The sequence below is a fragment of the Acinetobacter sp. TG2027 genome, assembly GCF_000302435.1.
GTDB classification, from domain to species: Bacteria; Pseudomonadota; Gammaproteobacteria; order Pseudomonadales; family Moraxellaceae; genus Acinetobacter; species Acinetobacter pittii.
The window spans coordinates 12,238-33,837 of record NZ_AMJN01000036.1 but is presented as its reverse complement, the minus strand read 5'-3'; the positions used below and the strand labels follow the sequence as shown (position 1 = coordinate 33,837).

Genomic DNA, 21,600 nt, shown 5'->3' with positions numbered 1-21,600 from the left:
TCTCCTTTACCCTTAAGCGTTCATAACCGCAATCAGTTCAATACTGATATCTTGGAATCCAGCTGGAACATAAATACAAATCGTCTCTGAATCTAACATGCGCTGGTATAATTCATGATGCGGTTCAACTTCAAAATAGCTCACACCAGAACGTACAGGGATCGCTGTTGGAACCTGAATCAAGTGATGCAATGGAATTGCAGGTAATGCAGCAACTACACGTTGCTCTACATCTAAAGTACTACCAATCTTGAATCGTAAAGGTACAATCTGAATCAACTCATGTGTCTGCATTGCACTACTTGATACTGCAATATAAAGTCGAGTGTCTCGAGTAATCTTATCGGTCTCAAGACTTCCCACCCAATATGAAGGGCGGATTTCTTTAAGTGCAATACTGATGTAACGGCTCGAAATAATTGTATCGAGTAAATCACGTAGAATCGTGTCTAACTGCGAAAAACTTTCTTGTAAATTATGGTGTTTATAGGCAGGCAACTGGTCGACATCATACGCCGTCGAGAAGGTTAATAAAGAACCTGCTAAACGTAACAATTCGAAGAACAAACGTTCTGGATGGATTTGTGGATATTGCACAAAATGATTCAGGCCAGCATGAGCTGTGTTTAAGGCATTTACTAACCAGAATGAAACGATATCACCTGAACGGAATTCAATTAACTTCTGTTCATTTTCTCGGTTATTGGTTTGAATCGTCTTAATTTTTGCCTTAATCACATTCAGTGTTCTTTTTAAGTTTGAAATGAGTGATTCAGAGGCATCCACGTGCAAAATTGGCGGAATAAACTTCCGATCAATTTCAAAAGCGCCAGAGCTTTGTCGCTTAATCTTTCCAATCGGCAGATATAAGAAACCATCTAGATTGTGGTCTGGATTACTATGTACATCTAATAATTTAAAAACAGCACGTCGGCGTAGCAAACTAATATCTGCTTCTGTAGCATTAGTAAACAAATCATGCGTTTCAACAAGGTGAGATTGATATCTACCCTTTTGCGCTTGGTTTTGATCAATTAGATTTTGCTTATTTGCTTGTAAAAGCGGCAATGCTAAATAGATTAGCATCTCACCACGTAAATTAAGATCATCTAATAAAATTGGTTCAGGCAATAGATCATATGCCGGTGCCTGATAAATTTCACCGTCTTGCCAGATCATCTCTACAGATTCAAGAGCAAGAATATGCGTACTCAACTGAGCCTCATCGAAACTCAATTTTTGAATACCATACGAAAAAGGTACAACTGCGCGAACCGTATGATTTAGGCGTTGTTCATGATACGTATCTTGAATTTGGAAATGTTGAGGTCTTAAAAATAAACCTTCGCCCCACAGGACTTTTTCAGCTTTAAACATATGTCTTTACCAATCTTTATTCATATTCATTTTTAGGCTGCACACCTAACATTTCCTGAACCATTTGTAATGGATGCTCATCTTTAATGACTTGCGCTAACCACTCGTGTAATGGCATTTGACTCCATTTAATCGTTTTTTGAAGCATATAGCTCACAGGGCTATGAGGTTCATTTGCTTGGAAGTAATCTGCGATCTCTTGCAATACTTTCATTGCTTGTTCACGGTTAGCCAAGTGCGTTTGTGCTTGAGGCTGAAAAGCTGGCTGATCTGAAACAACTTGTACAGGCACTTGATTTTCCATAGATGAGCTCGTGATAACAGTAGCTTGTTCTTGGATTGGCGCAAGCCCTGTACCAAAAGCTTCTGCTTTATAAATCTTACGTAATGTGCTGTGAATAGTCTCAAATGCCGAATCAATAGCAGCAAAACTCGGCGAATCTAATCCCATTAAATGATCAAGAATCTGTTTTAAAACATCCCACTCGGTTAAGACTGAACTAAAATCTTGATAATTAGAGTATTGAAAAGTTTTAGAAGTATTAAAAATGGCTTGGTCGAATTGTTCTAATTCAGATGGTCCTGACTGGCTGTCATACTCTTCAGTTTGTTTACGGCGAACATTTTCGTGATATAGAAAATTATCGTAATCAAGCAAATTATAATAAGGAGCTGTATTGGTTAAAGAAACTTTCTTCAACAAGCCAGGCAACTGATTAATTAAACCCTGTAGTAAACCAATGCGTTGATCTAAGTCATCATCTTCAATAACAGGGTGAATTTCCTGCCAGTATTGATTCAGCATGGTATGGCTTAAAGTTAAACCTTTAGCCATACCTTCAAAACCATAAAGATGAGTCCAAGCCTCTAAGAGCCAAGTTAATAGACGAATATCTTTCGTTTTATCTTTTAGCAAAACACTCGTGTTCTTTGCTACAAAGTCCCAATCGGCTTGTTTGCGCTCAGCAACCCAATCACCTTGATCTAGTAATAGATCATCTTGTGTCTTGGCTTTTTTTATTTCATGAAATTCATTAGAAAACGAAAAATCATCACCACAAGGCAAACTATCACTAATGGGTTCGAGTAGTTCAGAAATATCAATATTCATCTAATTTTAGCTCTATTCAATTTTAAACTTCTGACTTCAATTTTTTACTAGTCCTTTTTTTAGCAGCTTTTACAACTGGGTCTAGTACATATTGAATTTCGTCATCTTTAGCATCAATCATGATAACTTTTGGTAGTTTTTGCTCTGCTAAAGCCACCAAAATTTCTGTAGCTAATGCAGGTAACACTGTAGAATTTAAAATATTATCAACGTTACGCGCACCACTATCGACTTCTGTACAACGGCTTAAGAGGAGCTCTACCAAATCATCAGAATACTGGACTTGTGTTCCGTATTGTTTCTCAATTCTTGCTGTGATTTTGCCTAACTTATGCTTAATGATTCGTACAAGTAGATCATCATGCAGTGGGAAATAAGGTACAACTCTCATTCGGCCTAAAAATGCAGGCTTAAATTGTTTATATAAACTTGGTTTTAAGTGCTCAATCAACTCTTCAGCTGTAGGCCACTCTTCTACAGGTCTATTTAAGCAAGCCTGCATAATGGCACTTGAACCAGCATTTGAAGTTAACAAAATAGTCGTGTTTTTAAAGTCAATTACTCGTCCTTCACCATCTTCTAAAGTACCTTTATCGAATACTTGATAGAACAGTTCCTGAACATCGCTATGAGCTTTTTCAATTTCATCAAGCAACACAACACTGTACGGGTTACGGCGTACAGCTTCTGTTAAAACACCACCTTGACCATATCCCACATATCCAGGAGGTGCACCTTTCAATGAAGATACCGTGTGCGCTTCTTGATATTCAGACATATTAATAGTGATTAAATGCTGCTCACCACCATATAACTCATTTGCCAAAGTTAATGCAGTTTCAGTTTTACCTACACCACTCGGTCCCACTAAAAGAAATACACCTTGTGGCTTATTAGGATCTTCAAGTTTTGCTTTTGAAGTTTTAATGCCTTGAACTAATTGTGTGAGTGCATAATCTTGCCCCATTACACGCTCGCCCAATTTATCTTCAAGCGTTAATATCTGTTTAATTTCATCATTAACCATTTTTCCAACAGGAATACCTGTCCAATCAGAAATAATTTCATTAATGATTTGAGAGTTTACTCTTTCAAATACTAAGGGTTGCTGACCTTGAATATCAGCAAGATCTTTACGCAGTAGATTAATCTGATCGAAAGCTTCAGACTCATTAGCATGATTCTGTGCTTCTAACTCTTGAATTTTATGGACAAGTTCTAATTCTTTTTGCCACTGCTCTTCGGTTTCTTGGATCTCTTTTTGCAAAGATTCTAAATTAGCTTTTAAAGCTTCCAATCGTTCATGATGAATTGGAATCTGACGATGTTCATTTTCTAAAATTTGCTGTTCAAGCTTTAAGTTATGTTCTTGGGCCTTTAACTGATCAAGCTTTACAGGTTGAGCATTTTGGGTCAACGCAACACGTGCTGCAGCCGTATCAAGCACACTAATTGCTTTATCTGGAAGTTGGCGTCCACTAATATATCGATGTGAAGAATGAACTGCTGTAACGATCGCCTCATCATCAATTTGCAATTTAAAATGCTGCTGCATGACAGGAATCATCGCACGCAACATATCTACCGCAACTTCTTCGGTCGGCTCTTCTACTTTTACAACCTGAAAACGTCGGCTCAATGCAGCATCTTTTTCGAAATATTGTTTGTACTCTGCCCAAGTAGTCGCAGCAATTGTGCGCAACTCACCCCGTGCAAGTGCTGGTTTTAAAAGATTTGCAGCATCATTTTGCCCTGCTTGTCCACCTGCCCCAATTAAAGTATGCGCTTCATCAATAAATAAAATAATAGGATGAGTAGAAGCTTGAACTTCTTGGATAACCTGTTTTAAACGATTTTCAAACTCGCCTTTAACACTTGCACCTGCTTGTAACAGCCCCATATCTAACACATGCAAATGAACATTTTTTAGGGCGTTTGGTACTAAACCTTGAGCAATTTTTAAAGCCAAACCTTCCACTACAGCTGTTTTACCAACACCAGGCTCTCCGGTTAAGATCGGATTGTTTTGGCGTCTACGCATTAAAATATCGAGCATTAAGCGAATTTCATATTCACGTCCAATAACTGGATCTATACCGCCTTTTTTCGCTTTTTCAGTGAGATTAATCGTATATTGATCAAGTGCAGGTGTTTTAGCTACTTTGGTAGCTGCTGCAGTTGTGTCTGTAGGTTCAGCTTCATCTGAAGGTGTTTTTGTTTCATCTTGTTGTTCAACACTCTTCTCACAAATTTCAAGAAACTTATGTTTCATTGAATCAATCGGTAAAAGATCAAATAAACTCGAAGCTCTTGTTGCAATTTGATATAAATCAGGTGCAGTTAATAATGCAACTAATAAATGACCACTACGAATAACGGGATTTTGTTCAGCCGAAGCTAATAACCAAGCTTGTTCAAACAAACGAACAATAGATTTAGCAAAAATAGGAGTTCGGGTATTACCTTTTGGTAATTGAGAAATTGTTTCTTTTAAATCATCAGCTAAAGCTTCAGATGAAATTTTATATTTCTTTAATAAAATTTTTAAATCATTCTCTAAAGATTGATTAAGTAATTCTAAAAATAGATGCTCAATTTCAATTTCGTAATTTTGTTGAATAACACAAGCATTAGCCGATTTTTCTAAAGCAGTTCGCGCAACTGTAGAAAGTTTTGTAATTAAAATTTTTAAATTACTCATCATTACTCTCAATATTTTTAAATAATTTAATGCTTAAAATCATAATGCCTGTATATTAACAAAATTCAGCTTTATCAGACAAACTACTCATCATTTCAAGCGTTAATATGTTTTAGTAGATATTTATATCTATATAAAAATATCTCTACCCTTACCCTTGATTAACTAAACTCTGTTTTGGCAATAATTTACAGCCACATGATAATGAATCATTTACACGCGCTGCGGATTTTCCCATGACAAGCATATTGGGGTCTCCCGATACAATCGTAGAAACCGTTTTGTGTAACGGACAAGTAGCCTTATCTCCTACACAGGCAATTGCAATTCCATCAATTAAAAATGTACTGTTTCCTGAAATGACTTGCCCTCCACCAGTTGTTGGGCATCCAATCGTAATGTAAGGGCTAGCCATGTTCTTCTCCTTATATTTATAGAACAGTAAACTCAATCCGACGGTTTTTCTTTCTTCCTTCTGGAGAAGTGTTATCTGCAACTGGCTTAGATGAACCTAAACCTTCTGTAGATAAATGGTCGGCGGGAATACTCTTACTAATCAAATAGTTTTTAACTGCTAATGCGCGGTCTTGGCTAAGTTTTAAGTTTTTAGTCGCATCACCAGAACTATCAGTGTGACCAATAATTTTCACCTTCTTACCGCCAACTTTATTTAAAGCAATAGCCATCTCGTCAAGAATTTTTTGACCCGCATCAGTTAAAACCGCACTACCAGATTCAAATTCAATAATTCGATTTTTAAGTGCATCATCAATGATTTTCTGCTCAGCCTGATTGACTGATAACTGTGAATACAGTTGGTACGGTGGCTGCACTAATCCTTGAAAAGATTGAATTGTAGGCTGAATATCTGCTGGGTTCAGCATTTTTCCACTCAACTCAAACCGAGTACCATTTACGCTTAATTTGCCTTGTGAAACCTTTTTAAGATCAGGCGTAATCACTCGAGTTACCGAGTCACTCCAACCATTAGGAGCAGCTACGGGTCTCACTTGTATTTTATCTACAACCTGATCAGCACCATAAACAGATTGCATTTTTAATAAGATGGCCTGTTTACTCGCTTCGTTAGGAACCACACCTTCTACGACAATGGGCTGAGCTAAAGCATAGTTAGCAATTGCATAGATACAACAGCCTTTTATGAGCTGTGAAAGTTTACTTTGATATCGTTGATTCATTATTATTCACCCAAAAAAGTCTGTCTAAATAGTTTTAAACCTTGATTTAAACTTAATTGGCGTTGGCATAATGATTGCTCTAGCGTAGCTAAACCAGCATTCTGCTCCAAATAAGTATCAATCCATTGTGCTTCTATTAAAGAAACCCAGTGTTTACTATCCATATTCTGAGTAAAAATATCGCTCAGAGCTAAAATATCAGCCCCTTGAAAACCGAAGAATAATACGGGTTGCTCTCGATGTAGCAAACCTATCAGCACCTCAGTATTATGTTCTTTTAAAAAGCGACAAATAATACTGACCCAAAATGCTGCTATTTCATAACTGTAAGCAGGATTATTAATAGGCAAAATTAAAACTTTATTTAATCGACTCGTTCCATTTTGTAAAATTGGCTGCAGTAATAACCCCAGCCCAATCATACTTTGCGCTAACTCATAAATACTTAACTTCATTAATTGAGCAAATGAGTGCATCGTATGATTTTCATAGAAACCTACACATTCACGTTCAGTTAAAACCTGAATTTGATTTTGTAAGTGACCTAATTTTCCAAGTAACAGATCGGAGTCTTTAATTCCTTTTAAAGCACGATTGTTTTGAAATAAATCAACTAATACATGTTTATAGCTATAGGGCGCATACAACAAATTATCATACGGTAAATCAATTTCTAATAAATGGCTCAGTACCATTGGAAAAGCTCGGCCTGAACTATCTTCACTTGCAAGCAGATTCGCCGCTAAAAACATATTTTCTTTCGGATTCGCAATAAAGAAATCCAGTGAAGGTAACGTGTTATAAGCTTCTTTAAAGCTGCCTGATTGCATTGCATATTCCAGTGCTTCAGTAATCCACTGATCAAGCAACTGTATTAAAGCATTCTGTCCTTTTGTTTTTAAAAAGTCGCCTCGTGCAGGACTTTTGCCGTAATACAAAGGAGTTGTTTTTAATGTTTGCATTATTGCTCCTCCTTTCGCATAGAGGTTATTTTCCATGTCATGGTTTAACTCCCGCAGAAGGCTGAGCAAGTGCTGAAACAGGATTTTCAGTTCTTGCTGGAGCAGCTTGAGCTGGCGCTTGCTGAGCAGACACCACACGAGCTGCTTTGTCGGCAGTGACTTTATCAACTAGTTGCATACCTGCATAACCACGGCTTGAACCAATACTGCCTGAATTACTGCTAATTAGACGGAAATTCATTTTTACAAATAATGATGGATCAGTTTTACTACGCCAAAGCATTTCAAATCCGCCATTTTGTTCCTTACGTTGAGCACTATCAATTAAACGGTTAATACCGTACTCACCTGGCTCATCAAAAATTGTATGTGTTTGGCCTTGTAAATCTACAGCGGTAATACGAGCACCTGGAATACTGCCTTGGTTTGGCCAAATGAAGTTAACCCACTGCTGAACACCGTTTTCATAAGTCATACGCTGACCATCAATATCAACGGTATATGAAAGCAATTGCGGGTTTGGAATTGGGTAGAACTGGAAGTTCGATTGGTTGGTTGCTGGAGCAGCTTGCGCTTGAGCATTCAACTCACCAGTTGCCATACCATTGGCTGGTGCAACATATCTTTGGAAATTCATAACGAATTGAGGATTTAAACTAATGCCTAAATCTTTCCAAGTTTTAGACGTTAACGTATAGCCACGACGAATCACAAATGGATCAAGACTTTCTTTTACAAAGCGAGAAATACTACCGTTCTCACCCAAGATTTGACCAATTTCACTACTTGTTGCTTGTAAAGAAGCTGATGAGTTAAATGGATATTTCTTAGCAAGATTTGCTGTAAATGGTTGATAGGCTTGCATTACCCATAATTTATTAATTTCGTCTTGTGTCGGTGTAATTAAACTCTCAAAAGCTTGCGTAAGTGGGCTAACTACTAATTTTTGCAGTAAACGCTGATCAATTTCATTGAAACCAACCGCCATTTTCTCATCTACAATTTTTTGAGTTTGGTTAAATACAGACGTTTGCTCATTAAGGGTTTGCTTGACTAATGTCATCGCATTAGGTCCAATTTCACCCGCATTTTTAAGCTCATTAAACTTACTACGAACGAGTGCTAAATTTGTCATATATTCATCAAGCAATGACTTACCTTGTTGATCATCACGTTTGCGAACCAACTGGTAGAACATTTGATATTCTTGAGAAATAGCACCTTGGGCATTGTTTGCCACTTGATTAGCAACTTGCTTGTCATCATGATTTAAAACTTTACGTTTAAACCATGCAATAAATCCTTTTTGTGGAGCTGCAAGCTCAGCTTGAACAACCGGATTATCCCAATTTGTTTCGACTGCAACTCTTTCAATTAATGTTCTAATTGGAGAGTTTTGCGGTTCACCTAAAACATCAATATTTTTTACTTGCTGAGCAAATTGGCCAGCTTTAGCATAGTGAATACCACTTAAGAATTTTCTCCATTCAGCAATGTATTCTTGCTTATAAAGCGCTGTTAGCTGCTTTCTAATTTGCTCTGGACTACCCGAGAAAGTTAAATCATCAGATTGTCGACTATTTAACACCCAGTCTTTACTGTCTGTTGGCTTATCTGCAGCTTCCTCAATTGCTTTTTCTACATAGTCATTCCAAGCTTTTTGGGTAAATACGCCTGGTAATGCATAACTACCCAATACAATATTTTTATTTGCCTCACCCACAATCTGACTTACAGTCAGCGCTGGGAAACGTACCGCGGCACGCATTTTTATTTCGTTATAAACACGATCACGCGCTGGCATCCCTCGAACAACAGAGAGCAATACTTGACGTGTTTGATCAACAATTTGCGAATCTGCTTCTAAAACTGGGAATTGTTTATCATTTGCTAAGGTCATTGCATACGACAAGATCTGTTCAGCTTCTTGAATCATATCTGCACGCGGCATTTGACCTTTATTTGCATCTAACCAAGAGCGCCAGAAACGCGTAACCTGATCGCTTAGATGACTAGCATCCATATATTGCGGATTGCTCATCATTAAATAAGCTTTTAATGCATTATAAGCATCTTGAGGATTGGTATCTGAAGGTTCCAGATATTGTTGAGATTGAGCAGTTTGCTTGATCTCAACATTCGTATGGTTTGCTTTTAATGTTGCTTCATTATTTTTTACGCGTTGCAAATATTGAGCAATATTTTGCTGTGTTGGTGTTAACACAATCTGCTTAACACCTTTTAAATATTCGGCTTTTAACTTTTCACGAAGCTCATTGCCCTGATATAAACCAAAACTAAACTTAAGTGGTCTATTTTCATCAAACTCATCTAACTGCTGTAAACGTCTTTGAAGAATCAGCAAAGCTTCTAATTGGGTAGACAGTTGCTGACCAGAGGCTCTTTCTAATTGAACGACTTTATTTAAATCTGCTTGAACTTCACCAATTAATTGCTGGTTATTACGATAAGACCAAACCCATACACCCAAAATTATTGAAACACCTGCTAAAGCACCAATAAATGCAATATAACGTTGACGTTTTCTTCCCGTATTTACATGCTGCTTAACGAGATCTTTATCTTTTAAAATAACATCTGAAAATAGACCATTTAAGAAATAGCCATGGTTAGGAGTAATTTTTGAATGGTCTTTTAAATCATTTTGAGCAATTTGTGTCAGCTGGAATTCTTGTGCAATTTGTTCAGTCATTGGACTTTCAATTACACCTTCCTGCAAAGCACTGGTGAAGTAAAACCCGCGGAAAACAGGTTGAAATTGATATGGGTTATCTTCAAAAAGTGTACCAATAAAGCTTTTTAAAGCTGGTTTTAGTGTTTTAAATTCTAATGGGAAAGTCATTACGCTTGGTGAGATATTTTGCGAATGACGGCGACTTAAATGAGTCGAACTTACCCCTTTTAGACCATCGTAAAGAATGGTGTAATGTTTTTCGAACAAATCTACCGCGTTATGAGAAGAATTTTGCTCATATGGAAGCGTTGCTCCCCAAGCTTGGTTATATTCTTGAGCTTCATAAAATTCAAAAAACTCAGTAAAACCTGCAATCAAATCCATTTTTGAAAAGACTAAATAAACAGGTACAACCACTTCTAGACGTTCGGTTAGATCTTGAATACGAGCACGTAAATTTTTAGCAAGCTTTAATGAGTTTTCAGGACTTTGACTAATTAACTCAGCAATACTAACAATTAGAATCAAACCATTAACTGGTGCTTTAGAACGGTTCTTTTTTAAAATATTTAAAAAACCTAACCACTCAGAATGATCTTCGCTATAAACAGAATAACGGCCCGCTGTATCAAGCAAAATACCTTCTGTAGAAAAGAACCAGTCACAATTTCGAGTACCACTTAAGCCAGCAGATACCATTTTCTGATGTGTTTCTTCAAAAGGAAACTTTAAACCAGAGTTATAGATAGCTGAACTTTTACCTGCTGCCGGGTTACCAATAACCATATACCAAGGAAGCTCATATAATGCAGCATTGCCTTTTTTATCACCCAACTTAGATTTACGAATCAGTTGAATTGATTCTTTCATTTGTTGACTAACTAGCTGAAGTTCTTCTTTATCTTTATTTTTGCCATATTCAGCTTGGTTATCTTTTTCGATCGCCTCAGCTAACTCTTCACCTTGAGCAGCATGCTTTCTTCGTTGAATAAGCCAATAGATACCATAAACAATGAGACCCAAAGCATAGGCAGTAGCTAAAGCCCAGAATATATGACGAGGAATTGAAGTATATGAAGACATCAATGCCACGAACAATGACAAGGCGATAATTGCTTTAGGATTCGTGATGTACTGCCACAAGTAGCCTAAAATTGTATGCATTCTATTCTCGTTCTAAGTCCAAAGTTTAAATTAGTTATTCAACACCATCGCATCATCTTCTGAGTTTTCAGTGATACTCTGCACAAACGTATGTGCTGACACCGTATTTTCTCCAAAGACAAAAGGAATGATATGTTCAGGGAAATGCATGCTCAGCATAAAGCCATAAATATCAGCTAAATGTTGGGTATGCCCTAATGACGATTTCACATAAATATAGTGATGCGGTTCTACAGGCGTTTGAAGAAAGTGTTGCTGCAATTTCTTCGAAACTTTTATATCGGTCTGATCTGACAAAATCAGTACATAAGGCTCATCACCTTCATGCTGAGGTAAATCATTAAATTCAAAATTATTAAAAAGCTTCGCTGTATCTTGTTGACCTACTACCACTTTCAGTGCTTTAGTCGGTTCTAATTCTTGAATTTTTACTAAAGGATCTGCGAGTAAACAGCTTGCTGCAAATTCAGCAGGAATATAATCTTTAATCATCCAAGATTTTTCATCAATTAGATCTTGATCAATTTCCGAATCGGCCACGACCAAAAAGAACATCTCATGCTCTCTTTTATGAATACCCTTTAATAAATGCATTAACTCTTGGTAAGCCAGTTGCTCTCCAAAAAAATGATATTCAATATGGATTTTTTGAGCAGGAATACCAATTTCAGTAAAAAATTCTAAAATTAATTCATTACTGTGGCCATCATTCCAGATATGTAACAAATCCTCCGAAAGAAGGATGTGTAGATTTAAGCGATTTAAGCGATAAACTTCTACGATCGGCATTTCTACATTGTCATATTCAGACTCAGGATTTACCCATGCTGGATGCATATGATATTCAAGGGCTTGCTGCGACTCATAAAATAAAGTTGAACGCTTTAAATGCTCAGCTAGAAGATATAAATTTTCTATATTTTGTTCGAGTTGCTGTCTTATTAATGACATCATACGAACTTGTCTTGGCGATGAGTAATCACTCTCCTCATGATTCTCTTCATCCAAATCTTTAATACGGTAAGATAAAAGGGGTAATCCGTAAGAATTTAACAGTTGATCATCCAGCTCTGGGCTTTTAAAGTTTTGTAGCTGTTCAATAATGCTTTCATTCTCACCAAAAGCATGTAAAGCAAAACTAGAATAAATATTGAAATCTAGCTGTTCTAATGGCTGATCAGTTATCGCAGTTTGTTTTGAGTTAACGTCATCTTTATCTTGATTTATAGCTTGCTCTTTTTTGTCTTTATACGTTGTATAAGCGCTATAAATTAACCATGGCGATAAAATCACCAATGTAATTATTGCTGGTAAAACTAAGAAATAAAGGAAAAAATCTCCTTTATCAGGGTTATATTGAACATCACGCCAGTAGAAAATAATAATTCCACTAACTATTGAAAAAATAGCAATGAACGAGAGTAATATTTTTTTTATCATATTGTCTCCCCAATAAGGCTATAACAGGTTTCATGACTATGTACTTTTGGTTGTCGCGACATAAGAAAAGAACCCTGCCCTAATCCACTCTGATTCTTATGAGTGAGACAAATAGGTTGTATTTCTGATTCATCCAAGATAAGCCGTAAATCTATTGATAAAGTTGGACTACACCACGTTTCTACAAGTTTCTTAAGCTTTAAGCTTAACTCTTGATTTGGTAAGAAACTGAGATATTGCTGACGTTTTAAAGGTCCAATTTGAATTTCAATTTTTCCGTCAATCTGCTGAATGGTTTCCCCACAAAAAGTATTAACACCAAGCAGACTCGGCTGACTTCCACCTAAAGTTGTTAACTGATCACTCGCTAACTTAAAGGATTCTTGTACAAATTCTTTAATCGTAATTTCATGTTTAAAAATACATGACAGCATCGTTTTTAATGCATGAACTGTATTATTTTGCCCCTGCATTAATCCTGAAAATTCTGCAAAATATTCATCCAGATCGGCTTGTTGATGCTGTGATCGCACATAGCCATTCAAAGCATGTAGAATATCTAAATAGTCATTTTTATGTTCTATCTCATATCTAATCGGTAGATTATAGGTAATACTAGACTCTACATATTGAGCAGTAAGCTTATGATTAAATAAGCTTAAAAACTCTTTAGTTTCAGCCCGTTGCTGACGTGGAGCCTGCTTAATCTTATTCGTATACGTATAAGGTAAAGCACCTTGTATGCCCGTAAGACCAACGATTAAATTCGTGATATAAATCCGCTCGTCCGTTAATTCTAAATTTTCAATCTCTGTAGCAGGAAAATTTAAATTAAAGGATGTCTCAAACTTAAAATGATCACTCCAAGATGAACTAACTGTACGATTTGAATCGTGTCTTAATAGCCGTGTTGCCTGGATAAACTCAAAAGACTTTGGCTTTGTAAAGAGCTCAGCTGTTACAGAAGAGTCTTGCCACCAACGTTCTGACTGCATTGGTATAACTCCTGCTGAGATGAATAATCCTTAACAACCAAATCAACAAAACTATTAATTTGAACCTTTAAATTAAAAACACGACTTAATAACTGACTAAAAATGTATAGGCTATGACCTCTAAATACCGATGAATCAATTTGTAACTCTGCCTTTACTCCTCTTACAAACATTGGGAATGGCTTTCCATCTACAAGTTTGTGAGTAAGTGAAAATTCAAGATGTTTGATTGATTCAATAATTAGATAATTTTCTTTTGATAAAGGTAAGTTATATAAAGCAAGTAATTCTTTAATATGAGATACCGCATCACCTTTCATTAACGCTAAACTATTTAATGAAAGGTGTGAAATAACACGCCACTGCTCACTCTGGCTTTGACCAAATTGATAAGGTTTTGTAGGTCTTTTTAAAACAATAGCGCGGCGAGCCAGACTACTATCATTAAGGTTTAATATATTATTAGATTGCCCTAATGCTTCATGCGGTAAGTCACGATTTGAGCATAATAGTTTTGTGCTAATAAAATCCGAACGTGTTGACGAAGGATTTAAATTTTTAGAAATAATTGAATAACCCATTTCGACAAAATTGGGCTGTAGCTTTTGATAGTTCACTGCATAGAAAAAACGTGCTGTGTCAGCATGATAATGACTCATGGCAAAAAAAGGCAGTACCGGAACATAGCTTTCTTCTTGACTCGTTTTTTCACGAACCATATTCATTTCAGTAATTGAATACACCTGATAAAACTCAGGATGATGAGCATCTGTAATCAGCGGATATTCTAATTGCTTATGTACAATTTTTTGTGGTTCAGCGTATTTTTCAAATAAATTAATAACTGGTGTAGTAAACAATTTAAAATTAGCGACATTTAATTCAGAATAATTTCGCACTACAGCTTGATCATTTAAATTTAATTTAAAATGTATAAGCAGTTCAAAATTACTATCTTCTAGGGATAAGCGCTTTAAAAAACCTAAATCAAGTTTTAGATAATTAAATTTTTCAGGAAAACAAAAATACTCCATCAGCAAACGATAAGCATGATGAGTATGCTGATCGAGTGGTAATAGACTTTCTTGCTCAGAAAAACCTGTTAACTCAAATGGATTTTTATCCAGTTCAACAATTTTCTGTCCTATTTTAATGGCAAAAGTTGTTCCCTTCTTAAAAATACTGTCTAGTACTTGAAGTGGAAAATTAGAAATTGCATCTAAATAAATAGGTAGTTTTTCATTTATTAAACATACATGAGCATGATTAAAAATTTCAAACTTAAAAGTTAAAGTCGCATTTTGGCTTAAATGCATGTGTGCACTAGGTGTGCTTTTAAACTCTAGCGCTTGTAAATTTATAGGGAGTAATTTGACTTCTTGCGTAGTATTAAACTCACACTGGACCCCTTTAAAACTGCGTGACTTCAAGACCGTGTGAGCAGGAACAATATGTGCCTCTGTGAGCTGCTTTATTTTATTTATATCTTCAAAACTTATTACTGAACAAGCCGGAAAATGACGTAAATATTGAGGGAACATCACCTCAAATAAAGAACGGGTAAATACGTCATAACTATCAGCAAGCTTCTTATCAATACGAGCAGAAATTAATGAAAATGCTTGTATAAGACGTTCGATATGCGGGTCATCAATCTGCTCTTGATTTAAAGATAAACGCTGAGCAATTTTCGGATATTTTTGAGCAAATTCACGAGATTGCTGACCAAATTCCTGTAGTTGTTTTTCGTAAAAAGGTAAAAGCTCTTCTATCACAACACACCCACTATGCCTAGGTTCTCGCTGAAATTACATATTGCTGCGTTGTCGGTTTTAACAATGCATCAAAAACGACAGGTTCATACAGTGGATGAATATTTAGATACGCCTGAATGCTTAAACACAATGCCCCCATATTGTGCCCATCCAACAACATCTCTACCCGTATTTGTCTTAACCGAGGTTCATGAGCTGCAATTGACTGTTCAATAGATTGGCAAATCTTGGCACGATCTAGCGGATTGGCTGTAGAAAGCCCCACAAAATCAATAATACCGAACTGAAGTATAGATTTTTTAACTAGCGGGTAATCATCAACTACATGATCCAATTTAGCGACTCGACTGTTAAGTAAGTCTTCTAAATCTTTTGCTACCGATTCTCTTAATTGCTGAATAGAAAGACCTTTTGCATAATCTTCACTTTCAGGAATTAAGCGATCAAACAAAGTTGAACGAAATCCATATGGATAAAGCCGATCTAAATTCATTCGAGTTCACAACAAGCATGCTTAAAGACAGCAGAGGCTAACTTTAAGTCAGCCTCCACCAAATATTCACTTAAACAATTACGCTGCGTAAGAAGCAGTATTGTTAGAAAGTGACCATTTCTTAGTAACAGCACCTTTAGCAGTACCGTTAATATCTTGTTGATTGTAAGTCCATTCAACAGCTGCGTATTTCAAACCAAACGCTTCTGTTGGAACACCTTCTTCATTAACTGTTGGAGTTACACTAGACACTAGAACATGCTTCAATTTGATTTGTAAGTACTTGATGCGCTTATCACCATTTGCACGGTAGAAGTCGATTTGGGGACATCATTATTATAAAAACTGAGTCATAATCATCGATATTTTATAAAAAACAGACAGAATTGTCTATTTATATAAAATAGCTTATCTTCCCCTAACTTACATACTTTTTAGTTTATCTAAAAGAAAGATAAGGTATTAAAGGAGAAAAATCATGTCTAATCAAATGGATCAAGCCATTCAAAGTGTCATTGACCTACATGTTTTAATAGAAAATGTATTTACAGGAAAAAATGCAGAGCAAAGTCTAAGCCCGCTTTTAGATAGTTTTGATCAAAATTTTAAGATGGTAACGGTTCAAGGTCAGAGTATTGGTTTCGCCGAAGTGAATAGTTTATTTAGCCAAAATATGGGAAAGAAACCCTCTTTAAAAATCGACATTATTAAGAGTACAGCTTTATACAAATTTGAAAATTATTGTTGGGTGCAATATCAGGAACATCAGCAAACTGATGAAACCGAGACAGTGCGTACCTCTACGGCCTGCATTAAAGTAGAAGATAAAAAATGTTATTGGGTGTATTTACATGAAACTTTAGTTCCCTCGTCTTCTTAACTCATCTGATGCACCTTAAAGATGGCACCTATTTTGCTTAACAATATTACGTTTTATGAAAATCGTAATACTGATCAAAATGGGGAGCTCTCGATATGGGTTATGTTGCAAAGGAATTTACGCGAAAGAACAAGCTGATTCTCAGTATTTGTTCTTTCGTGATTCCAATATGTCTTTGGTGCGCAATCAGTTACTTACCTTTTGTTTGGCATCCTCAAGTACAAATCACGAGTTCGGGAAGTGTTTCTTACTTACAAGTAGGAAGTCGCATTGATAAAAATGTGTTCTATCTCGAAGCACAAAATGCAGTCAATCGAAATTCTGCACCACCACAAGGTATTTTGGTTAATCCGATTTATTTACCCGCTCCCCATGAAGTCGCTAAGGCTTTGGTCACCGCATTTACAACACCACCAGAACAACCTGATTCACCGTGGTTTCATCAAAGTTTATGGCACAGTATTAAACTGGTTTTTTCAGCCTTTTTTATATCTTCATTGATTGGGATTCCACTGGGTATTTTGTGTGGTTTTTCTAAGCGGATATCGCTGTTAACAGAACCGTTTGTTGAATTTTTCCGTTACTTACCCGCTCCCGCATTTGGCGCGCTTGCAGTAGCAATTTTAGGAATTAATGATGCACCTAAAATTGCCATTATTGTGATTGGTACTCTCTTTCAGCAAATTCTCATTATTGCCAATACCACCCGAATGGTAGATCGAAGCTTAATTGAAGCTGGCTATACGCTTGGCACCAATAAGCTCAAAAGTTTATTTCACGTGGTAATTCCTGCGGCCTTACCTGATATTTACCGTGACTTACGTGTGCTATTGGGGTGGGCTTGGACCTATTTAATTGTTTCGGAGTTGATTGGTACGACCTCGGGTATTACATGGTTTATTACCCAACAGGCTCGCTATCAAAACTTTGACAACGTCTATGCGGCTATTTTGATTATTGGCGTGATTGGGCTGGTCTGTGACTGGGTATTAATGAAGTTAGGTGAGCGGATGTTCACGTGGAAAGTAGGAGCAAAATAATGAATGATTCAACATTTAACACACATGAATACTTTCAAAAAATTTATGAACGTCCTGTTATTTTAGAAGCTAAACAACTGAGCCAAGTCTTTAAGCATGGTCAAAGCGAACGTACCGTTTTAAATAAGCTCGATTTAAAAATTCATAAAAGAGAATTTATTTGTGTGATTGGCCCTTCTGGCTGCGGTAAGTCAACACTGAGCCGTGTTATTGCAGGTTTAGACCCATACCATAGTGGAGAAGTTTTAGTAGACGGCGAATGCATTACGGGTCCATGCCCTGAACGCGGCATGGTATTTCAGGGCTATACCCTTTTTCCATGGAAAACTGTAAAAGAAAACGTAATGTTTGGTCCGCAAATGCGCGGCGCTAGTCAAATGACAGCCGAAGCTCAAGCACGTGAATGGATCAATATTATTGGTTTAGAAAAATATGAAAATCAGTATCCACATCAACTTTCTGGTGGCATGAAACAGCGGGTTGCGATTGCTAGAGCTTTGGTTAATCAACCTAAAATTTTACTCATGGATGAACCTTTTGGTGCACTCGACCCGCACACTCGTCAAAAAATGCAAAAGCATTTAATGGATTTATGGCAAAACATTGATATCACCATTATTTTTGTCACCCATGACATGGATGAAGCCATTTTACTGGCAGACCGAATTGTGGCACTCAAAGCCAATCCCGGTGAAATTAAAGAAATTATTGAAGTTAATTTGCCACGTCCACGCTCACTCGATTTAATGAGTACACATGAGTTTAAACAGCTCCGTTCACGGGTTGATTATCTGGTACACGCTGAAGAAGATGAGCTTGACCCTGCTTTACAAGACTTACCAAAAATACCGCGTATGACTCAGGTCAGTACAGAAAAATAAGTCCGACATAAAAAAGCCCAAGTTCATATTGGGCTTTTTTATTTATAGGGTTTATTTAAGTTGTTCGATGAGTGTTGGATAAATCAGCCCATCTACATTTTGTTCAGTTTTATAAATACCGTTTTCGACGTTAAATTTATTGACGTGATAGCTAGAGCCATAAATCGAGTCAAAGCCTTGAGATTTAGCAAATACTTTTTTATTGGCACTGATATCTAATAAATGCGTACCGCTGACCATCAACTCATATTGCTTTGGATCAACCCCTGAACGGTTTGCCATAATTTTAACCGCATCGGCATGAGTTGCAGGGTCATTAATATATTTAACGGTTTTATCCCACACCTGAATGATTTTTTTCCATTCCTCTTGATGAGCAGTTAAGTGGCTCATATTGACTGTTAAGGTGTCGTAAATTAAACCCGGCTTGTCTTTAGAGGTATAGATAATTTTAGAGCCTGCCACTGCTTTTAATGCCTGACCTGCAACAGGTTGCCAAACAGCAATCGCGGAAATATCAGGGCTATTAAACACTTGGGGTAATTGGTTAGTGGCTGAGTTTACTAGCTTCACCTCATTCGCTTTAATGTTATGGTCGGTTAAAGCTGTTGCCAATAAAAGATGGTCAACCAAGCCTTTTTCGACGCCGATTGATTTTCCTTTTAAGTCTTGAATGGTATTAATGCCCTCTTTTGCAATAATGACATCATTGCCCGCAGAATAATCTGTTGCCATGATCATCATGCCTTGAGTACCGCCAGAAGCAGTTACCAAGTTATCGCCATTGGTGACCAACACAGCGTCGAGCTGATTTGCCGAAAAAGCCGAAAGAGAAGCCGAATAATCAAACCATTTAAACTCTACATTTAGCCCTGCTTCTTTTAACCAGCCTTTTTCAATAGCCACTTGCCAAGCCACCCAGCCCGGCCAATCGCTATATCCAATGGTAATTGGTTTTGTTTTTGTGGATGCCTGAGTGTCTTGTTTGGCCTCGGGCACTTTAGCGGTATTGTCACACCCGCCCAATACAACTGCCGATAAAATAGATACGGATAACAACGCTTTTTTAATCATATAGAAACTTCCCCAACATTTTTACTAACAACACTTTGAGCGGTTTGATTGAGTGACTGTATATAGGCTCGCCAGCCTCCAAAATGACTAATATCGGTTGCATCTTGAATGGCATAAGCTTCGCAAATAAAGCCTTTGACCCATGTTCCATCTTTTAGTTTCAGGTTCCCAATACCAAGTGGTGCAGGCACTTCAGCCACAATGGCTCCAAAATTTGCTAAGGGAACATCCCACACTTCGACGTCAATTGACGTACCTGTCACGTCGCATTGCAGCCCTGGCTTTGGTGGCGTGGTATTTTTTAAGGCAAAGAGTTTATAAGCATCTGCTGTCTGGGTTTTCTTGAGCAAAGTAGCATTACGGGTAGTGAGCTGAAAATTAAGGGGCATGCCTGTTAAGTGCGCTCCCACTACAGCAAGCTGCACTGAATGATTCGAGTGGATGTTTATACTTTTTTGATAATGTTGAGCTGATTTACCTAAACTCAGCGATGTTTCGGCTTGCCAGAGCTGCGCAAAATTGGCGAGTGCCTGATCATGCCAAGCTGGTGCAATAAAGGTTACTCCGCTTGGTAGGCCGTCTGCACGGAGTACATTGGGTAAGGCCAAAGCAGAAAGATCGGCAAAATTGACAAAGTTGGTATAGGCACCCATGTGCGCATTTTTAGTTAAAGGATCGGCTTCAACTTCGGCAATAGTATAAATGGTTGGCGCTGTCGGAACCATCAAGGCATCAAAAGGTTGTAATGCCGAATTAATTTTTCGAGCAAGCACGGCGCGGTTATATTCGGCTTGAAGTGCATCTGTTGCCTTGAATTTATCTGCCTGCGCAATAATTTGAGCAATAACAGGATGAGCCTTTTCACGTGTTGTCATGCGTTCAACGGCGACTGTTCTTTCCGCTACCCAAGCATCGTTATATAGTGCAGCAGCAAGCTCATTAAACGCACTGAAATCAATACTCTCAACGTCATAGCCTAGTTTTTTTACGCGCTCGACTGCAACTAAAAAGGCTTTTTTAGATTCAAGATCACCATAAAATTCAAGCTGAGCTGGAATAGCAATTTTTTGTTTAGAAAATTGAGTCGGTACATTGGCTGGATGTGCTCGTGAATATTCATCTATTTCATCATAGCCCTGCATTAAACTGGCAACGGTCCACGCATCATCAATATGCAGCGCAAAAATAGAAATGACATCAATAGTCCGACATGCAGGAATTAAACCTGTAGTAGAAAACCAGCCCTTTGTCGGCTTAAGACCCACAATATTGTTATGGCCCGCAGGAACACGCCCTGACCCCGCCGTGTCTGTCCCCAAACTAAAAGGCACAATGCCGTTGGCAACCACCACTGATGAACCAGAACTTGAACCACCGCTGATATATTCAGGGTTAAAACTATTTTTTACTGCGCCATATGGAGAGCGAACGCCAACCAGCCCAGTCGCAAACTGATCAAGATTGGTTTTACCGACCACAATCGCCCCTGCTTTTTTTAGTTTGGCAACTACGGCAGCATCTTGAGTCGCTAAATATTTAACTTCTTTACAGGCGGCAGTAGTGTGAAAACCAGCGACATCAATATTGTCTTTGACTGCAAACGGCACACCGTATAGTGGTAAGTCAGCAATATTCTGGTCTTTTAAAACATCAATTTGTGCCTGAATCTGCTCGTTCGATGCAATTTCAATCCATGCATGATCATCATTTTTAATTTCTGCAACATAGCCAATCAAATCTTTAAGATGGCTTTGCCCGTTTTGATATGCTGTTTTCCAGTCTTGAATTGTCCATAAATTTTTCAACACGCTAC

Annotated in this window: 16 protein-coding genes and 1 pseudogene; 3 read left to right on the top strand and 14 right to left on the bottom strand. The window is 37.4% G+C overall.

Features of this window, described 5'->3' with window-relative positions; all coding sequences use genetic code 11:
- Positions 1–12: 12 nt before the first annotated feature.
- The 12 genes and pseudogenes from tssK to B806_RS0108770 form a co-directional block, all read right to left on the bottom strand.
- A complete protein-coding gene (tssK, locus tag B806_RS0108825; RefSeq protein ID WP_005076735.1) occupies positions 13–1,377 on the bottom strand; it encodes a type VI secretion system baseplate subunit TssK in 1,365 nt (454 codons plus the stop codon).
- A 16-nt stretch (positions 1,378–1,393) separates the two neighbouring features.
- Positions 1,394–2,488, bottom strand: coding sequence for a type VI secretion system protein TssA (tssA, locus tag B806_RS0108820; protein WP_017385506.1), 1,095 nt, complete (start codon positions 2,486–2,488; stop codon positions 1,394–1,396).
- 22 nt (positions 2,489–2,510) lie between these two features.
- Positions 2,511–5,192, bottom strand: a complete 2,682-nt coding sequence (gene tssH / locus B806_RS0108815) for a type VI secretion system ATPase TssH (protein WP_079381068.1) — start codon at positions 5,190–5,192, stop codon at positions 2,511–2,513.
- A gap of 148 nt (positions 5,193–5,340) precedes the next feature.
- Complete coding sequence (locus tag B806_RS0108810; RefSeq protein WP_004793184.1) at positions 5,341–5,604, bottom strand: PAAR domain-containing protein; 264 nt, start codon at positions 5,602–5,604, stop codon at positions 5,341–5,343.
- 16 nt (positions 5,605–5,620) lie between these two features.
- On the bottom strand, positions 5,621–6,388 hold the full coding sequence (locus B806_RS0108805) for an OmpA family protein (protein WP_017402891.1): 768 nt from the start codon (positions 6,386–6,388) through the stop codon (positions 5,621–5,623).
- 2 nt (positions 6,389–6,390) lie between these two features.
- On the bottom strand, positions 6,391–7,350 hold the full coding sequence (gene tagF / locus B806_RS0108800) for a type VI secretion system-associated protein TagF (RefSeq protein WP_017385503.1): 960 nt from the start codon (positions 7,348–7,350) through the stop codon (positions 6,391–6,393).
- A gap of 37 nt (positions 7,351–7,387) precedes the next feature.
- Positions 7,388–11,209, bottom strand: coding sequence for a type VI secretion system membrane subunit TssM (gene tssM / locus B806_RS0108795; protein ID WP_017402890.1), 3,822 nt, complete (start codon positions 11,207–11,209; stop codon positions 7,388–7,390).
- 30 nt (positions 11,210–11,239) lie between these two features.
- Positions 11,240–12,649 (bottom strand): hypothetical protein, encoded by a 1,410-nt coding sequence (locus B806_RS0108790; RefSeq protein ID WP_017386480.1) that lies wholly within the window; start codon positions 12,647–12,649, stop codon positions 11,240–11,242.
- The gene (gene tssG, locus B806_RS0108785; protein ID WP_017402889.1) at positions 12,646–13,644 is read right to left on the bottom strand and encodes a type VI secretion system baseplate subunit TssG; all 999 of its coding nucleotides are present in this window, start codon (positions 13,642–13,644) and stop codon (positions 12,646–12,648) included. The genes B806_RS0108790 and tssG overlap by 4 nt, the downstream gene beginning before the upstream one ends.
- Positions 13,608–15,419 carry a type VI secretion system baseplate subunit TssF gene (gene tssF / locus B806_RS0108780; protein WP_017402888.1) on the bottom strand — a complete coding sequence of 604 codons (1,812 nt, stop codon included), beginning with the start codon at positions 15,417–15,419 and terminating at the stop codon, positions 13,608–13,610. Before tssF ends, tssG begins: the two co-directional genes overlap by 37 nt.
- Before the next feature lie 16 nt (positions 15,420–15,435).
- Positions 15,436–15,912 carry a type VI secretion system baseplate subunit TssE gene (gene tssE, locus B806_RS0108775; RefSeq protein ID WP_017402887.1) on the bottom strand — a complete coding sequence of 159 codons (477 nt, stop codon included), beginning with the start codon at positions 15,910–15,912 and terminating at the stop codon, positions 15,436–15,438.
- A 78-nt stretch (positions 15,913–15,990) separates the two neighbouring features.
- Positions 15,991–16,236: pseudogene (locus B806_RS0108770) on the bottom strand (type VI secretion system tube protein Hcp); the annotation flags it as partial.
- A gap of 154 nt (positions 16,237–16,390) precedes the next feature.
- Here B806_RS0108770 and B806_RS0108765 point away from each other — a divergent pair.
- The 3 genes from B806_RS0108765 (at position 16,391) to B806_RS0108755 (ending at position 18,713) form a co-directional block, all read left to right on the top strand.
- Complete coding sequence (locus tag B806_RS0108765; protein ID WP_017402885.1) at positions 16,391–16,792, top strand: hypothetical protein; 402 nt, start codon at positions 16,391–16,393, stop codon at positions 16,790–16,792.
- Between the two features lie 95 nt (positions 16,793–16,887).
- Positions 16,888–17,832, top strand: a complete 945-nt coding sequence (locus tag B806_RS0108760; protein WP_017402884.1) for an ABC transporter permease — start codon at positions 16,888–16,890, stop codon at positions 17,830–17,832.
- On the top strand, positions 17,832–18,713 hold the full coding sequence (locus tag B806_RS0108755; RefSeq protein ID WP_017402883.1) for an ABC transporter ATP-binding protein: 882 nt from the start codon (positions 17,832–17,834) through the stop codon (positions 18,711–18,713). Before B806_RS0108760 ends, B806_RS0108755 begins: the two co-directional genes overlap by 1 nt.
- A 51-nt stretch (positions 18,714–18,764) precedes the next feature.
- Here B806_RS0108755 and B806_RS0108750 read toward each other — a convergent pair whose 3' ends face one another.
- Positions 18,765–19,787, bottom strand: a complete 1,023-nt coding sequence (locus tag B806_RS0108750; RefSeq protein WP_017402882.1) for an ABC transporter substrate-binding protein — start codon at positions 19,785–19,787, stop codon at positions 18,765–18,767.
- Positions 19,784–21,595: an allophanate hydrolase gene (atzF, locus tag B806_RS0108745; protein ID WP_017402881.1), complete on the bottom strand. Its 1,812-nt coding sequence runs from the start codon at positions 21,593–21,595 to the stop codon at positions 19,784–19,786. The genes B806_RS0108750 and atzF overlap by 4 nt, the downstream gene beginning before the upstream one ends.
- Positions 21,596–21,600: the final 5 nt, after the last annotated feature.

What these genes read in the sequence shown, in the direction of transcription:
- B806_RS0108765 (WP_017402885.1), top strand. Translation starts at nt 16,391, where the DNA reads ATGTCTAATCAAATGGATCAAGCCATTCAAAGTGTCATTGACCTACAT.
- B806_RS0108810 (WP_004793184.1), bottom strand. Translation starts at nt 5,604, where the DNA reads ATGGCTAGCCCTTACATTACGATTGGATGCCCAACAACTGGTGGAGGG.
- tssA (WP_017385506.1), bottom strand. Translation starts at nt 2,488, where the DNA reads ATGAATATTGATATTTCTGAACTACTCGAACCCATTAGTGATAGTTTG.
- tssE (WP_017402887.1), bottom strand. Translation starts at nt 15,912, where the DNA reads ATGAATTTAGATCGGCTTTATCCATATGGATTTCGTTCAACTTTGTTT.
- B806_RS0108805 (WP_017402891.1), bottom strand. Translation starts at nt 6,388, where the DNA reads ATGAATCAACGATATCAAAGTAAACTTTCACAGCTCATAAAAGGCTGT.
- tagF (WP_017385503.1), bottom strand. Translation starts at nt 7,350, where the DNA reads ATGCAAACATTAAAAACAACTCCTTTGTATTACGGCAAAAGTCCTGCA.
- B806_RS0108790 (WP_017386480.1), bottom strand. Translation starts at nt 12,649, where the DNA reads ATGATAAAAAAAATATTACTCTCGTTCATTGCTATTTTTTCAATAGTT.
- tssM (WP_017402890.1), bottom strand. Translation starts at nt 11,209, where the DNA reads ATGCATACAATTTTAGGCTACTTGTGGCAGTACATCACGAATCCTAAA.
- B806_RS0108750 (WP_017402882.1), bottom strand. Translation starts at nt 19,787, where the DNA reads ATGATTAAAAAAGCGTTGTTATCCGTATCTATTTTATCGGCAGTTGTA.
- tssH (WP_079381068.1), bottom strand. Translation starts at nt 5,192, where the DNA reads ATGATGAGTAATTTAAAAATTTTAATTACAAAACTTTCTACAGTTGCG.
- B806_RS0108755 (WP_017402883.1), top strand. Translation starts at nt 17,832, where the DNA reads ATGAATGATTCAACATTTAACACACATGAATACTTTCAAAAAATTTAT.
- B806_RS0108760 (WP_017402884.1), top strand. Translation starts at nt 16,888, where the DNA reads ATGGGTTATGTTGCAAAGGAATTTACGCGAAAGAACAAGCTGATTCTC.
- tssG (WP_017402889.1), bottom strand. Translation starts at nt 13,644, where the DNA reads ATGCAGTCAGAACGTTGGTGGCAAGACTCTTCTGTAACAGCTGAGCTC.
- tssK (WP_005076735.1), bottom strand. Translation starts at nt 1,377, where the DNA reads ATGTTTAAAGCTGAAAAAGTCCTGTGGGGCGAAGGTTTATTTTTAAGA.